This is a genomic window from Marinobacterium marisflavi (assembly GCF_982447095.1).
Genome location: NZ_OZ457898.1, coordinates 1095271 through 1108818, shown reverse-complemented (window position 1 = coordinate 1108818; position 13548 = coordinate 1095271). Strand labels below are relative to the sequence as shown.

13 protein-coding genes and 1 riboswitch are annotated in these 13548 nt (G+C 52.5%); of the genes, 8 read left to right on the top strand and 5 right to left on the bottom strand.

The features are described from left to right. Window positions 1-192: 192 nt before the first annotated feature. Together AC1WNR_RS05485 and AC1WNR_RS05480 are read left to right on the top strand one after the other, a co-directional pair. Window positions 193-954, top strand: a complete 762-nt coding sequence (locus tag AC1WNR_RS05485; RefSeq protein ID WP_481643520.1) for an SDR family oxidoreductase — start codon at window positions 193-195, stop codon at window positions 952-954. Between the two features lie 119 nt (window positions 955-1073). Further along, complete coding sequence (locus AC1WNR_RS05480) at window positions 1074-2480, top strand: AmpG family muropeptide MFS transporter (RefSeq protein WP_481643519.1); 1407 nt, start codon at window positions 1074-1076, stop codon at window positions 2478-2480. Window positions 2481-2548: 68 nt separating this feature from the next. Here AC1WNR_RS05480 and AC1WNR_RS05475 read toward each other — a convergent pair whose 3' ends face one another. Continuing rightward, a complete protein-coding gene (locus AC1WNR_RS05475) occupies window positions 2549-3031 on the bottom strand; it encodes a YajQ family cyclic di-GMP-binding protein (protein ID WP_481643518.1) in 483 nt (160 codons plus the stop codon). A 54-nt stretch (window positions 3032-3085) separates the two neighbouring features. On the opposite strand from AC1WNR_RS05475, the gene AC1WNR_RS05470 reads away from it, so the two are divergent. The 4 genes from AC1WNR_RS05470 (at window position 3086) to AC1WNR_RS05455 (ending at window position 7188) form a co-directional block, all read left to right on the top strand. Next, window positions 3086-4015, top strand: coding sequence for a ketopantoate reductase family protein (locus AC1WNR_RS05470; RefSeq protein ID WP_481643517.1), 930 nt, complete (start codon window positions 3086-3088; stop codon window positions 4013-4015). A 65-nt stretch (window positions 4016-4080) separates the two neighbouring features. Beyond that, window positions 4081-4280: riboswitch (cobalamin riboswitch) on the top strand. Between the two features lie 32 nt (window positions 4281-4312). Continuing rightward, entirely contained in the window at window positions 4313-6103 is a 1791-nt protein-coding gene (locus tag AC1WNR_RS05465) for a TonB-dependent receptor domain-containing protein (RefSeq protein WP_481643516.1), read from the top strand. 55 nt (window positions 6104-6158) lie between these two features. Further along, window positions 6159-6740: a cob(I)yrinic acid a,c-diamide adenosyltransferase gene (locus tag AC1WNR_RS05460; protein ID WP_481643515.1), complete on the top strand. Its 582-nt coding sequence runs from the start codon at window positions 6159-6161 to the stop codon at window positions 6738-6740. Further along, a complete protein-coding gene (locus tag AC1WNR_RS05455; protein ID WP_481643514.1) occupies window positions 6733-7188 on the top strand; it encodes a hypothetical protein in 456 nt (151 codons plus the stop codon). The genes AC1WNR_RS05460 and AC1WNR_RS05455 overlap by 8 nt, the downstream gene beginning before the upstream one ends. Window positions 7189-7246: 58 nt before the next feature. Here AC1WNR_RS05455 and AC1WNR_RS05450 read toward each other — a convergent pair whose 3' ends face one another. Both AC1WNR_RS05450 and AC1WNR_RS05445 read right to left on the bottom strand, forming a co-directional pair. Next, window positions 7247-8776: an HDOD domain-containing protein gene (locus tag AC1WNR_RS05450; protein ID WP_481643513.1), complete on the bottom strand. Its 1530-nt coding sequence runs from the start codon at window positions 8774-8776 to the stop codon at window positions 7247-7249. Window positions 8777-8815: 39 nt separating this feature from the next. Next, a complete protein-coding gene (locus tag AC1WNR_RS05445) occupies window positions 8816-9676 on the bottom strand; it encodes an ABC transporter substrate-binding protein (RefSeq protein ID WP_481645364.1) in 861 nt (286 codons plus the stop codon). Window positions 9677-9743: 67 nt separating this feature from the next. Between AC1WNR_RS05445 and AC1WNR_RS05440 the strand changes: the two genes are divergently transcribed. Next, on the top strand, window positions 9744-10268 hold the full coding sequence (locus AC1WNR_RS05440; protein WP_481643512.1) for a Z-ring associated ZapG family protein: 525 nt from the start codon (window positions 9744-9746) through the stop codon (window positions 10266-10268). 18 nt (window positions 10269-10286) lie between these two features. Here AC1WNR_RS05440 and AC1WNR_RS05435 read toward each other — a convergent pair whose 3' ends face one another. Further along, on the bottom strand, window positions 10287-11048 hold the full coding sequence (locus tag AC1WNR_RS05435; RefSeq protein ID WP_481643511.1) for a Nif3-like dinuclear metal center hexameric protein: 762 nt from the start codon (window positions 11046-11048) through the stop codon (window positions 10287-10289). A gap of 91 nt (window positions 11049-11139) precedes the next feature. On the opposite strand from AC1WNR_RS05435, the gene AC1WNR_RS05430 reads away from it, so the two are divergent. Next, window positions 11140-12237 carry a S1C family serine protease gene (locus AC1WNR_RS05430; RefSeq protein WP_481643510.1) on the top strand — a complete coding sequence of 366 codons (1098 nt, stop codon included), beginning with the start codon at window positions 11140-11142 and terminating at the stop codon, window positions 12235-12237. Window positions 12238-12262: 25 nt separating this feature from the next. Here AC1WNR_RS05430 and hisD read toward each other — a convergent pair whose 3' ends face one another. Next, the gene (gene hisD / locus AC1WNR_RS05425) at window positions 12263-13510 is read right to left on the bottom strand and encodes a histidinol dehydrogenase (protein WP_481645363.1); all 1248 of its coding nucleotides are present in this window, start codon (window positions 13508-13510) and stop codon (window positions 12263-12265) included. Window positions 13511-13548: the final 38 nt, after the last annotated feature.

Below are 13548 nucleotides of genomic sequence, written 5' to 3'. Positions count from 1 at the left end.
ACAAATACTTATAGACCATTTAACTTATAACTTTCGCTATGCCAGATATTTTATAACCACAAGTACTAACTTAGGGATAGATTTTTCGTTCATAGAGGCTTAGCGTTGTTGCAGTGCAATAGCTGCTATGCAGCAAACAATGCCGACAAATAACAACAAGAAAGTCCAAACAACAGCAAAAGGTAGTATGTAATGGATCTGAATAACAAAGTGATCGCCATCACAGGCGCAGGCCGTGGCCTGGGTCGCTCAATGGCTCTGACACTCGCAGCTAAAGGGGCGAAGCTCGCGCTTATAGACCTCAACCAAGAGGATCTAGACACCACCCTCGAGCAGGTACGCGAGGCAGGAAGCGACGGCAAAACGTACATCTGTAACGTCGCTCAGGAAACTGAGGTCGAAGCTGTATTTGCAGCAATACCCAGTGACCTAGGCGGTATAAATGGCTTGATCAACAACGCCGGCATCACCCGCGACGGCCTCTTTATCAAAGTTAAAGAGGGCGAAATCGTCTCCAAGATGACCATGGATCAGTGGAACTTGGTAATGGATGTAAACCTTACTGGCACCTTCCTCTGCGGCCGTGAGGCTGCTGTACAGATGATTGAGCACAAGCAGGAGGGTTGCATCATCAACATCTCCTCTATCTCGCGTCACGGTAACATGGGCCAGACAAACTACACTGCTACCAAAGCCGCTGTTGAAGCGATGGCAGTTACCTGGGCAAAAGAGCTGGCTCGCTACGGTATCCGTGCAGCCTCGATTGCACCGGGCTACATCGGTACCGAGATGGTCATGAGCATGAAACAGGAGGCACGTGACAAGATTGCTGCGGGTATTCCAGCGAAGCGGCTTGGTCGCCCCGACGAGATTGCTGCAACCGCGGTTTTCATTCTTGAGAATGACTATGCCTCGGGTCGCTGCTTCGAAGTAGACGGTGGTCTGCGCATCTAAGCACCTAATATCCTTAAAAAAACCGACCCTTGAGGTCGGTTTTTTTGTGCTTCCTCCATATAGATCCAGATGCTAAAGTCTAACCGGATCAAACTATAACAATATGGACTCCCGCACTTATGAAGAGCTCATTCGCAGAAACTCTGAGAACCTACAAAGATCGCCGCCTACTCTGGATATTCTTGATGGGTTGTAGCAGTGGCTTCCCCTGGGTATTGATCGGTTCAAACATGAGCGGCTGGCTGAAAGACGAAGGGCTTTCACGGTCTGCGATCGGATTCTTCGGCTCGATCTTTGCCGTTTACGCATTTAACTTTCTCTGGGCTCCGCTAGTCGACCGCGTACGGCTGCCTGTGCTGGGTGGCCTGGGACAGCGCCGTTCATGGATTTTCCTCTGTCAGGGTCTGATGCTACTGATGATTCTGGCGATCACTCAGGCCGATCCCGGTGGCGCCTATGCAGCCATGGGGGAACCGACCACGGAGTCAGGCAAAGTACCGGGCATGATGTACGTCTCCCTGATTGCTCTGCTGATCGCGATAGCCTCAGCAACCCAAGATATTGCCGTGGATGCATTCCGTATCGATCAGTTCAAACCGAGCGAGCATGACAAGATGCCACCCGCCTCGGCAATGGCTGTTGTGGGCTGGTGGACCGGTTACTCACTCCCTGGTTACCTCGCATTCGTCAATGCAGATTCTATGGGCTGGGCAGGTGTCTACGGTGTTATGGCCGTTATCATGGCGCTACTCATGGTATTCACCTTGCTCGTTAAAGAGCCCGAAGACCGACGCTCGAATCTGCAGCACTCGATGGAAGACGCCTATCAGAAACGCTATGGACTCGGCCGTTTTGCCTCATGGATAGCAGTCACTGTAATTGAGCCCTTTGCCGACTTTATCCGTCGCAACGGTCTTGGCATCGCAATCACGCTACTCGCCTTCATCTTCATGTTTAAGATTGGCGAGGCGTTCCTCGGTCGTATGTCTGTGGTGTTCTACAAAGAGGTAGGCTTCACCAACGAGCAGATCGGCGAATACACGAAGATGCTAGGCTGGATCGCAACCGTGGTCTTCACTCTTATCGGTAGTGCCATTAACGTGCGCTTTGGTGTACTGCGTGGCTTGATGGTCGGCGGTATTGCGATGGCGGGCTCAAACCTGATGTTTGCCCTGATTGCGGAACTCGGTCCTCTTGAGTGGCTGTTCGCGGCGACTATTATCGTTGATAACTTCACCACCGCTTTCTCAACGGTCGCCTTTGTCGCCTTCCTGACGGCACTCACTGGGCGAGCATTCAGTGCAACTCAATATGCACTCTTGGCCTCCTTAGGTAACCTTGGCCGCACAACCCTAGCAAGCTTCAGCGGCACTATGGTTGATGGCCTGGGAGGCAACTGGACGATGTTCTTTATCATCACCACGCTGATGGTAATCCCGTCGCTCGTGATGCTGTGGCTGCTGCGCGATAAGCTCGATGCAGCGCAGGAGCGTACCCAGGCACATAACGAGGCTAACGAGAAGTAATTTCCAACTCGTGGAAAAAAAGAGGCGCCTTCCGGCGCCTCACTAGTTTTTGCGATTGAAGGGGAATTTTAATCGCGGAAGTTGTTGTACTGTAACGGGAGTTCTACGTCAGACTCACGTAAAAGCGCCATCACCTGTTGCAGGTCATCACGCTTCTTACCTGTGACACGCACCTTTTCGCCCTGCACCTGGGTCTGAACCTTTATCTTAGAATCCTTGATCAGTTTATTGATCTTTTTGCACAGCGCCTGATCGAGCCCTTGGCGTAAGATAACCTTCTGGCGTGCTTGCATCCCCAGCTTCTCAGCAGACTGCACATCCATCGCCTTTGGGTCGATCTTACGATTGACGAGCTTCGCACGAAGCATATCTACCATCTGTTGCAGCTGGAAAGTCTCTGGCGCGGCGAGATTAACAGCATCACCATCACGCTCAAAACTCGCGTCAACGCCTTTAAAATCAAAACGAGTCTGGATTTCACGGTTAGCCTGGTCAACGGCGTTGGTCAATTCGTGGGTATCGACTTCCGATACAATATCGAACGATGGCATCTGCCTCTCCTGTTCTATGAACTATCAAAGGCATATATGATACCCCTTTCTGGCATGAGATTGACTAGTGTGTGGCATATTCTCGGTGTAGGTGCGATTGGAATGCGCTGGGCGCGCAAGCTCAAGCTCGCAGGAGAATCTGTGACGTTGATTCTCCGTGACGAGCAGAAACTGCGAGACTTTGTCGCGGCAGGCTCAGGTATTCGCTATCTCAGCCACCTGGGTGAGGAGTTTGTTCCCTTCCCTGCTACTTCGTTGGACGATTCTACGCTCCAGATTGAAAATCTCCTGCTATGCACCAAGTCCTACTCGCTGATCGGGGCATATGAGGCCGTACGTGATCGTTTAGTCGACAGCGCTGATCTTGTGCTGCTTTGTAACGGCTATGGCGTTCAGCAGAAACTGTCAGACAGCGCTACTGCACACAGGGTGTGGGCCGCCTCCACAACCAGCGGTGCGAATAGCGCTACCCCCTTCCACTTAACTCTTGCCGGTGATGGAAGAACCGAACTGGGACCATTGAATCGCCTAGCTTCAGAGGCAGACTGCCCTCTTTTGAATCTTCCGCGCCACGCTCGAGCTAAGGATATAGAGACTACCTTGTGGCAGAAGGTTGCGGTCAATGCCTGTATCAATCCACTCACAGCGCTTTATCAGCTAACGAATGGAGAGCTACTAGAGAGTTCTACCGCCTTAATGCGTATGTCGCGAGTGGCTGATGAAATCGAGGAGCTATCCGAGATACTCAACAAACCGCTGTTTGACGATGCACTACTTAACGTTGCGACAGAGGTCTGTCGCACCACCGCCGCTAATCGCTCATCAATGCTGCAAGACCGGATCAACCAGCGCCCATCAGAGATTGAGTGGATTACTGGAGCAATTCTGAGTCTTGCTGATACAGCACAACTCGATCTGAACGAAAACCGTATACTTCTCGAGCAGATACGAGCACTCGAAGCGACACTTCTGCCGACCAACTGAATCTACCTCAGCTTTGCCTGAAGGGTATTCGTTTGCCAATCCAGTTTCCCTCTCTTAGACTGCGCCGCTTAAATCGAACAGGTGCCTGCCAGTGACGCTGACGGGATAATCGGGAAGTTCGGTGCGTTTGAAATATCTCAAACAATTCCGACGCTGCCCCCGCAACGGTAAGGGTGTTGACTGCACACATGCCACTGGCGCAAGCCGGGAAGGCGTGCAGCCGCAAAACCCAAGCCCGGAGACCGGCCTGAATCGCAACTCAATCCATACACTGCGCGGCGGGCGCAGGGACTACATATGAAAAAACATACGCGAGTAAAAGCTGCGCTGGTAAGCGCAACATTTTCCACAACGACTTTCGCTATTGAGCCCATGGAAGTTACGGTTACTGCCGGACGCCAAGAGGCTAAAATAGAGCGCACCTCCGCCTCTGTCAGTGTCTTAACCAAGCAAGCCATCAGAACCAGCGGTGTATCTACACTCAATGAAGCCCTGGGTTTGTTACCCGGTGTCTTCATCACCAGAAACGGATCTGTATCAAGCAGTTCTTCAATTTTCCTGCGCGGGGCTAAATCTAACCATACAATAATCCTGCTGGACGGTGTGCGCCTGACCTCAACTACTGATGGAAGAACAGCAATCGAACGTATTCCGTTGGCACATGTCGAGAGAATAGAACTGGTTCGCGGCGGAATGTCTTCACTCTACGGCTCAGATGGCATTGGCGGCGTAATTCAGATCTTCACTACTCGGTCTTCAGTCACTGAGTCCAGGATAGAAGTAGCCGCTGGAAGCCAAGATACCCAGACAGGAACTTTCAGTCATACCCATAATTTAGGCGCGGGTTCACGCATCTCTCTGTCCGTAGGACGCGAAATCAGCGACGGCTACGATGTGCGCAACACAATGCAGCCTGATAGCGATGGCTATTCGCGATCGCATGCTGATTTCAGCCTTTCGGTGCCAGTTAAGAACTGGCAATACGACTTGAATACCGGCCTCTGGAAAGGGGTAACAGATTACGACGCAAGCTTCGGTGGTGATCGATCGCGTGCGCAATCTAGTTACCTCAATGCACGTGCTAGCGCTTATTTTGGAAAGCACTCGCTGAGCTTGTCGGCCGCAAAAAATCAAAACCGAGATGATAACTACTTGAGCAGCGCGGCTCCGTCTAGCGGTGATACGACTCGACTCAATCGGGTCGAGCTAGGTGTGCTGCTTAACAGTCAACTCAGTGATAACTGGAGTAGTTGGATCGGCAGTGACTACCGCCATGAAACTGCAGAGAGCGCTCATATTTCAGATAGCTATTTCAACACCGGCCTTTTTGCTGGCTTAAAATATAATCAGGGTTCACACACAGTTGATCTGGCCGCTCGTTCTGATCGAGACAGCCGTTATGGCACTCAAAACACCTGGGGCGCAGGATATGTTTACCAACTGAGCGAAAACTCACAACTCTTTGCCAGCTACAGAACTGCATTCGCCGGCCCCAGCCATCAGGATGTAGCATACGGCAACAATCCCAGCCTTAAAGCCGAGCACTCGACTAATAAAGACATAGGTATTAGGAGTGCACTTGGCGAAGTTAGCAATGTCCAGGTCAGCCTGTTCCAAAACGAGTTTCGAGAGCTCATCCAATATGACACGCTGGGTACGGCATACAACGTAGGTGAGGCCAATGCTGAGGGCACCGAGGTAGCTATCGATTCGACCCTTGGCAGCCTGAACCTATTGGCGAGTTACACGTACACTAAAACGGAAAACTTGTCGGAAGGCGGTATACAGCTATTGAACCGCCCAACGCATATGTTAAAGGCAGCTGCAACTATTCCGATCGGTTCCGATGCCAATATATCGTTAAGCCTCGATCGGGTGATCGACTACAGAACGCCCGGCCTAACCTGGGGCTCCACGACGGAGATGCCTGCGTATTCTATTTGGGCACTCAACTATGACCGCGGTCTCAAGTCAGGTTTGGGTTTTAATCTTCGCGTCGATAATCTATTCGACAAAGAGTACGAAACACTTGACGGTTACAAAGGTCGGAGTCGTTATTTTGAAGCGCGTTTAAACTATACTTTCTGAAAGCATGGTTAATCAGTAGAAGGGGCTTTGGTGCCCCTTATTTATTGGAGAACAAATGACAGACCGTCTAGACAAAATCTACACCCGCAACGGTGACGCCGGCACTACGCGTCTGGCCACTGGTGAAGAGGTACACAAAACTCACCCACGCGTCGAGGCGCTGGGTGATATTGATGAACTTAACTGCCTCATTGGTGTGGTTGAGTCATCCCTTGGTCCGAGTGATGATCTCGCGCCGGTGCTGCGCCAGATTCAGAATGACCTCTTTGACCTAGGTGGCGAGGTCGCTATTGCCGATACTAACTACCAAGCAGTCGAGCAGGAGATGATTGACCAGCTTGAGCGGACTCTCGATGGTTACAACGCTGCTCTTCCGCCACTGAAGGAGTTTATCCTTCCGGGTGGTACGATGGAGGCAGCTCGCACCCATCTTGCACGCAGTATTTGTCGTCGAGCCGAGCGCCGGCTTGTAGGCTTGGCGCTGCATAGCTATGTACACCCTCAAGCGATCGCCTATCTTAATCGCCTATCTGATCTACTCTTTGTGATAGCACGGGTTCTTTCTCGTCGTGATGGCGATGAGGAGGTATTCTGGAAGCCCCGTAAACGCCTGCATAAGGAATCGAGTGATGATTAAACAGCTCTTACTGCTTCTGACACTTGCCGCTAGCTCTGCGGCTTGGGCGGACTGTGGTACCGAACAAACCTGGTGCGAGACCAAGTGCAAGGTAAGTCACGTCGGTGATGATGCAGCGCGCACAGGGTGCATCTCTCGTTGTGTCGCCGAGCGCGCGCTCTGCTCCACCAAAGCCGGGGCAGAGTCGGCGCTTGAGACAGGCAAAGAGGTTTACCAAGAGTCTCAGGTGGTCGATAAAACGATAGGCTGTGACCGTCAGCAGGAGGTGTGCAACCTTAACTGCGACAACCTCTACCCGAACGACAAAGCGGGTCGTGCGGGCTGCAAATCCAAATGTGCGGGCCAACGGGCTGCCTGCTCTACCTCAGTTGGTGCAGGAAAAGCGGTCGAGATTGGTAAGGATGCTTGGGATGGTACCAAGTCGTTCTTTAAAGGTCTGACCAAGTAGAACGTGAAGAAACAGAAGCAGACGGCCTCAAACCGAGGCCTACCTGAATGAGCGCCAGTTAGCTTGAAGCTCTGGCGCGCGCTTCCAAAGCGTTGCGTAACAGCAGCATAAACTGGTTTAAAATCGCATAATCGGTATCTGCTAACGCTTCTAACTGAGTATCGAAATATAACACCCCCAGCGAGCGACCGTTCACACTCAATCCGCTGAGTATTAAGCCCCTCGCCTCTGTAGATTTTACCAACTCAGTGGGTAGCCGATCACGCCATTGGGCCGAGCTCAAGTCACTTACCATCAAGGTTGTTCCCTTCTGCGCAACTGCCTGTAGCAGTCTAGATGTCGTTGAATCATTTAATCTTTCTAGCTTAGCCCCTAGGGCCTGCACTCCGACTCCTGCAGCTAGCCGTGGTATGAAAACGCCTTTTTGATTGGAGTCCTTCATCAAAAATAGAGAGCGCTCCAAACCCGAATTAGCTAGGACTGCCCTCATCAGCGCCTCAACTAACGGAGTCGCTGGTGTATCCTCGGCGATCAATGAGTTAAATGCAGCGAGTGCCTCAATAAGATCGACGGAACTGCGCTGAGATACCGCGGGCGCGGGGCTATGAACCGCCTCCGCTCGATGCTTTTCGTCTCTCGAGTGCAGAAAGAACCCAACCTCTTCGGCGAGCTCTTGCAACTGATCGTCATCCTCATCTGCCGGCTTGGGCTTAAGGGATGCAGTAGGCACCCCAACCTCTTCCGCGAGGTGTGCTGCCAATTTGTAGGCCTGATGCACCGACTCTTCAACCTGATTGGCGCGTATATCGAGCTGATCACTCAAACGGCTAAAAATCTGGCCTAGAGACTCGCCACTGTTTCTACCCTGCTGATAGAGCTTTGCCAGTACCTCTGAACTGCCGACCGCGATCTGATGGGCACTCTTATCCCGCCCCTTTAGTTTGTTAGCAGTGTATGAGTCCATCGACTGTACTAGGGGACCCGGGAAACCCCAGCTCTCGGCAAACTCCTGGCCAATGTCAGAAAACTCAGCACCCAAAAGCTGAAGCTGAGCTTCGGACCAGCCGGCTTCACCCTTTAGCCAGAGATCGCGGAGCTGCTTGTGTCGATCAGGTAGGGTATATGCAACTAAAATCTCACCTAGGTTATGCAGCAACCCGTTCAAATATACACCCTCTGCTTTCCTCAAATTTGCTGCCTCAGCAAGCTCTCTGGCGATAGAAGCGTTCAGAAAGGCCTGCACTAGCAGTTGATCGAGCACCTTATCCGGCTTCTCAGCGCGCAGACTCTCTACCAGTTTGATTGTCATCGCCAAATTTAGAATACGCTCAAACCCCAACAGCACAACGGCTCGGGAGAGCGATGCAATCTCGCGATTCTTGGGATTAAACATGGGTGTATTGGCAAGCTTCAAGACGCGAACAGAGAGGTTCACATCCTTCATCACCGCCATAGCCAACGCCATGGCGTCGGCCTCTTCTGAGCTAGAGAGCTGCCGAATTTGATTGACGGTGGCACTGAACACCGGCAAGTCGCCGAGCTTGTGCAGTCGATTAACGATCTCGTTGAGCGTCTGTTTGTAGTCCAAGCACTTCTCCCGCAAGATTTTGAGCGGGCTTAGACGTGACTATCGTGCCCGCTCTACTGCGCTACACACCTGAGAGACACCCTTCAGCGTATCGAGGGTCAGTTGATGAAGGTAGTCAGCCTCTACAGTATAGAGCTGATCTCGCTTAACTGCCGGTATCTGGGGCCAATCACTCCATCTTTCGCGCCAATCCTGCGGCAACTCATCACTGGCCAAGATCAGCTCTACGTCTGCCGCCAATACCGCTTCAATACCAACCTGCGGAAAAGCTTCATAAGCCTCAGCTAGCACATTGTTGGCACCACAAAGTTGCAGGATTTCTGCCTGATAACCCGAATTGTTGATGCTCATCAGCGGCTGATGCCAGAGCTGATAGAAGGTTCGTACGGGGCGCTCAGCTTCAACCCGATATGATTCGAGAGCACTAGAGAACTGCTCGATTAAACTCTCAGCCTGATCTTCGCGATTTAATAGCTCGCCAAACAGGCGCCACTGGTTCGGCAGATCGGCCAAGCGGTCACTCTTTACCCTGACGACTTGTAGCCCAAGTGATTCAAGGCGTTGGAGCTGAGCCTCTGGATTACCGCCCTGCCAGACCAGTACATAGTCCGGTTGCAGGGCCAAAATCGCTTCGATATTCAACAACTGGTAATCACCGACCACCTGAGCTTGCGGCAGCTCAAGCTGAAGCTGATTATGCTCAATAATTCCAACGATCTGTGACTCTGCACCGATAGCTATCAAATTGCGGGTGATATCCGGCGCGAGCGAGACTAAACGCAATTGCTCCTGCGCTAGAGAAGGTGCACAGCACAGAGCAAATATGAGAGAGAGGTAGCGCAGCGAACAGATCTTCATGACATGAATGGGATTAACTTTATAATTCGACGATTCTAGCATGTGCAAGTGTCAGTCTTTGTTTTATTCTATAAAGAGACATAGAGCTAGATCGATTGTTGGAGTTAGTGTGGATCAGAATACTGTTTGGGTTATCGCAATTGCTGCGCTTATCGTTGGCGCATTGCTGGGTTTTCTATTTGGTCGCAACGGCAGCAATGGCTCGCGTGAAGTGCGCCTCGCCGAAGAGCTTGATCGCACTCAGCTGGAGCTGGCCAAATACCGTGATGAGGTGAACGAGCACTTCAGTGTAACGGCAGATCTGGTTAACGACCTAACCAACCAGTACCAAAAAGTTCACCAACACCTGGCGTCGAGCGCATCAACGCTTTGTCGTGATGAGAAGTTGGTTGAGAGTCTGCAGCGTCAGGCGGGAATTGAGCAGCAGAGCCAGCCGGCTGAGCCTGAGACTCTCGCTACAGGGACAGCGGCTGAGTCTGAGAGCAGCTACAGCATGCCGCTCGATTACGCGCCTAAACGTGAAGCGGACGAGCCAGGTACCCTGTCGGATCGCTTTGGTCTGAAAAACGATGCTGAAGAGCAACCAGCAGATCGTCCAAAATTTGCCGAAGAGGACGACAAACGTCCAGCCTGATGCGTCTCACACAGTAGATCAGACCGGGTTATCGATATCGATAAACTGGTACTCCAACCCGAAGTGCGACGCAAGGTGCTCGCCGAGCGCCTGAACGCCGTACCGCTCCGTTGCATGGTGTCCCGCACCTAAGTAGTGAACTCCCGCCTCACGAGCGTAGTGCACCACAGGTTCTGAAATCTCGCCACTAATGAACATATCAGCACCCAGCTGATCGGCCTGTTCAATCATGCGTTCAGCAGATCCCGTGCACCAGGCTACACGGTGCACCAATCGACCTCCACCCGAGATAAACTGAGGTTCGCGTCCTAATGCCTGTCCAACTTCCTGAGCAAAAAGCTCAGCTTCAGTGGGCTGGGCTAGGGTGCCAATGTTGCCGACACTGAGAGGATTACCCTTCTCAAGGCCATCTTCAACTTCGATCCCAAGCACGCGCGCTAACTGCACATTGTTGCCCCACTGAGGGTGTGCATCGAGAGGCAGGTGGTAGGCCAACAGACTAAGACCATTCTGCATCAGCGTGCGAATGCGATTACCTTTGATGCCGGTTAGTTGTTGGGCTTCACCTTTCCAGAAGTAGCCATGGTGGACTAAAACCAGATCAGCCTGAGCTTCAACAGCAGCGTCAATAAGCGCTTGGCAGGCTGTAACGCCTGCAACAATTTTTTTGACCTCTGTACGCCCCTCTACCTGCAAACCATTAGGGCAGTAGTCACGAAACTTATCCACCGCCAACGCGGTATCGGTGTAGGTTACAAGGTGTTGCAGCGGCACGCCCATCGCTATAGCTCCAGAAAAATTCTCAACTCTCCTCGCATTCTACCGCCGGTCCTTCATATAATCAGCCCATGCAGCATAGGATGATTGAGTTATGAGTCTACGCCCCACCCAACTTATATGGCCGAGCCTGGCCGGTATACTGGCTGCTGTTCTGATTTTGCAGCAGTTTCCGACACTGCTGAGCGCACCTGCTAGTCGTCTCGAAGTCGTTGATGTAACTGACGAGCGTATTGCGGCCAATGCCATCCCCAGTTTTGCCGCCGCCGTGGCGCAAGCTGCACCATCGGTGGTCAGCCTGTTCACCCAATCTAAAGCATCAGATTCAAACAGCGAGGCAAATAGCTCACCGATTCTGTTGAATCTAGGCTCAGGGGTAATCCTCACCGCAGATGGCTATATTGTGACTAACAATCATGTGGTTGCGGCGGCCGACAAGGTGATCGTATCGCTGCGAGACGGCCGCGAACGGGTCGCTGCAATTGTAGGCACTGATCCAGAGAGCGACTTAGCGCTGTTAAAAGTCGATCTCGACGGCCTACCCAGCCTAAAGTTAGTGAGCAGCACCACGTTGAAGGTTGGCGATGTCGTATTGGCGATCGGCAACCCCTTTGGTGTTGGCCAAACTGTGACTCAAGGCATTATCTCTGGCTTGGATCGTAACCAACTCGGTCTCAACACCTATGAGGACTTCATTCAGACTGATGCTGCCATTAACCCGGGTAACTCTGGGGGCGCACTGATCACAGCGAGGGGAGACCTAGTGGGCATCAATACCGCGATCTTTTCCAAGACGGGTGGTTCTCAAGGAATAGGCTTTGCGATCCCCTCTGATCAGGTTGTACAGGTGATGAACGAACTGATCCGTAACGGCCGAGTTGTACGCGGTTGGGTCGGTGTTGAAGCACACGGACTGGCGGCAACAGAAGCAAGGGATGTTGGCCTACCCGAGACACAGCCAGGGCTGATGATTAGCGGGATATTCCGCGACAGCCCGGCACAGCGCGCAGGCCTGAGACCAGGCGACGTTATCCTAGAGATCAATGATCGTCCGGTAAAAGGCAATGGTCTGGAGGCGATGAACTATATTGCGAAGGTCACGCCGGGAGAGATCACCTACTTTACTGTGTACCGAGCTGGAGAGACTCTGAGACTCGAGATTCTGACCAGTGAACGCCCGCGCAGCCGATAACCACAGGGCGCTCTCCCGCGGTCTGTTAATCTTTATCGAGAATGCGATATTCAGCTGAGCGAGCGTGAGCCGTTAATCCCTCACCGCGTGCAAGCACGGAGGCTACCTTGCCCATCTGAGATGCGCCTTCGGCTGAGAACATGATCAGCGACGAGCGTTTCTGGAAGTCATAGACACCCAGAGGCGATGAGAAGCGTGCTGTACCCGAAGTGGGCAGAACGTGATTAGGACCGGCACAGTAGTCACCTAAAGCTTCGGCTGTGTAGCGCCCCATAAAGATTGCCCCCGCATGACGTATCTTAGGTAGCATCGCTTTAGGATCAGCCACCGAGAGCTCCAAGTGCTCGGGCGCAATGCGATTTGAGATCTGAGCCGCCTCATCCAAGTCAGCCACTTCTATCAACAGAGCCCTGTTCATCATCGAAGCTGCGATGATGTCGCGGCGCTCCATCGTCGGCAATAGCTTAGCTATACTCGTTTCAACCCGGTCGATGTAGTCGCCACTGGTTGCAATCAGAATCGGCTGTGCATCTTCATCATGCTCCGCTTGAGAAAAGAGATCCATCGCGACCCAATCAGGGTCAGTCTCGCCATCACAGATCACTAGGATCTCTGATGGACCGGCGATCATATCGATGCCTACCAGACCAAAGACAGCGCGCTTTGCCGTTGCAACATAGATATTGCCCGGCCCCACGATTTTATCGACTGCAGGAACTGTCTCCGTACCGTAGGCCAATGCCGCAACAGCTTGCGCTCCGCCAATGGTAAATACCCGTGTTACCCCTGCGATTGCCGCAGCGGCGAGCACCATCTCATTGATAACACCCTGAGGTGTTGGCACCACCATGATAATCTCTTCGACACCGGCTACTTTCGCAGGCATCGCATTCATCAGTACGGATGACGGGTAGGCTGCTTTGCCACCCGGCACGTAGATACCAACACGATCCATCGGTGTAACCTGCTGGCCCAGCAGAGTGCCATCGGCCTCTTCATACTGCCATGAAGTTGCCAGCTGCTTCTCGTGATAGTCGCGCACGCGCTGTGCCGCCGTTTCCAAGGCCGAGCGCTGCTCTGGCGTAATCGCTTCTAGCGCCTGCTGCAGTCGAGCCTGAGACAGCTCCAGATCCGCCATAGTTGATGCACGGGTTGCATCGAAGCGGTTGGTCAATTCAACCACAGCCGCATCACCCTGTTCACGCACCTGTTGCAGGATCTGATCGACCCGCTCATTGACCGCTCTGTCTGAAACTGACTCCCAGGCCAGCATCACTTTTAGCTGCTGGTCAAAATCGGCTTGTCCCGCTT